Source organism: Streptomyces sp. 15-116A (assembly GCF_025290915.1).
Lineage (GTDB): Bacteria > Actinomycetota > Actinomycetes > Streptomycetales > Streptomycetaceae > Streptomyces.
The window spans coordinates 1-1,598 of the sequence record NZ_JAOCQE010000524.1 but is presented as its reverse complement, the minus strand read 5'-3'; the positions used below and the strand labels follow the sequence as shown (position 1 = coordinate 1,598).

Below are 1,598 nucleotides of genomic sequence, written 5' to 3'. Positions count from 1 at the left end.
CCCCCGGCGCACCGGGCGCTCCCGGCGGCCACGGTGCCTGGGGCGGCGGCTGGGGAAGCGGCTGGGGCGGCCCCCCGCCCGCGGCCAAGCCCGGTGTGATCCCGCTCCGCCCGCTCGGCGTGGGCGAGATCCTCGACGGCGCCGTCTCCACCATGCGCACCTACTGGCGCACGGTCCTCGGCATCTCGCTGACCATCGCCGTGCTCACCGAGATCGTCGTCGTCCTCTTCCAGGGCCTGGTCCTGGACACCTCCAGCAGCGAGGTGCTCAACGACCCGAGCGCCACCGTCAGCGAACTGACCCGCGCCATGAGCGACGCCCTGCTCAACAACGGTGTCATCTTCCTGATCACCCTGGTCGGCACCGTCGCCGCCACCGCCCTGCTCACGACGGTCACCAGCCGCGCCGTACTCGGCAAGCCGGTCACCACGGGCGAGGCCTGGCGCGACGCCCGCCCGCAGATCCTCAAGCTGTTCGGCCTGATCTGCCTGCTGCTGCTCATCACCGGCCTCATCGTCACCGTCGGTGCGCTGCCCGGCATCCTGGTGACCGTCGCGGGCGCGACCGGCCCCGGTGTCGCGCTGACCGTCCTGGGCATCATCGGCGCCGGTGTGGTCGCCCTGTGGCTGATGATCCGCTTCTCGCTGTCCTCGCCGACGCTGATGCTGGAGAAGCAGGGGATCGTGGCGGCGATGCGCCGCTCCGTGAAGCTGGTCCGCGGCTCCTGGTGGCGGATCTTCGGCATACAACTGCTCGCCACCGTCATCGCGAACGTCGTCGCCTCGATCATCGTCATCCCGTTCACGTTCCTCGCCGCCGCCGTCGGCAGCGACGGCGTCTCCGGCTTCCTCAACAACCCGGGCGACGTCGGCTGGACGTTCCTCGTCGTCAGCGGCATCGGCTCGGTCATCGGCGCCATGATCACGTTCCCGATCTCGGCCGGCGTCACCGTGCTGCTCTACATCGACCAGCGGATCCGCCGCGAGGCCCTCGACCTCGAACTGGCCCGCGCCGCAGGCGTCCAGGGCTACGGCCCCGGCACCACCCCGGGGAGCTGATGCGGTGAACGCCACGGGGGGAGTTCTCACATCGGCACTGCACGCCGCCGCCGACACGGCCCTGCGCGCCCTGCCGGCCGCCGACGACGAGCCGCCGCTGACCGTCCCGCGTGATCCCGCGCGGGAGGCGGCCCGGCGCGAGCTGTCCAAGCGCATGTACCACGAGAACGACCCCAGTTGGTTCCAGCGGGCCCTGGACAAGTTCTGGGAGTGGGTCGACGACCTGCTGAGCACCGCCTCCACGGCGACGCCCGGCGGCACACTCGGCCTGATCGTCATCATCGCGGCCGTCGTCGCCGTCCTGGCCGCCCTGTGGTGGCGCCTTGGCACGCCGCGCCGCGAGCCCACCTCCGCGCCCGCCCTGTTCGACGACCGCCCCCGCAGCGCCGCCGAACACCGCGCGGCGGCCGAGGCCCACGCCGCCCAAGGGCACTGGAACCAGGCCGTGCAGGAACGCATGCGTGCCATCGTCCGCTCCCTGGAGGAGCGCGCCCTGCTCGACCTCCGCCCCGGCCGCACCGCCGACGAGGCCGCCGCCGA

2 protein-coding genes are annotated in these 1,598 nt (G+C 72.7%); both read left to right on the top strand.

Going from position 1 to position 1,598, the window contains the following annotated elements; translation table 11 throughout:
• The coding region (locus N4P33_RS35115; RefSeq protein WP_260830958.1) for a glycerophosphoryl diester phosphodiesterase membrane domain-containing protein at positions 1-1,058 on the top strand (1,058 nt) is incomplete at its 5' end.
• A gap of 4 nt (positions 1,059-1,062) precedes the next feature.
• On the top strand, positions 1,063-1,598 hold a 536-nt coding region (locus N4P33_RS35110; protein ID WP_260830957.1), incomplete at its 3' end, for a hypothetical protein.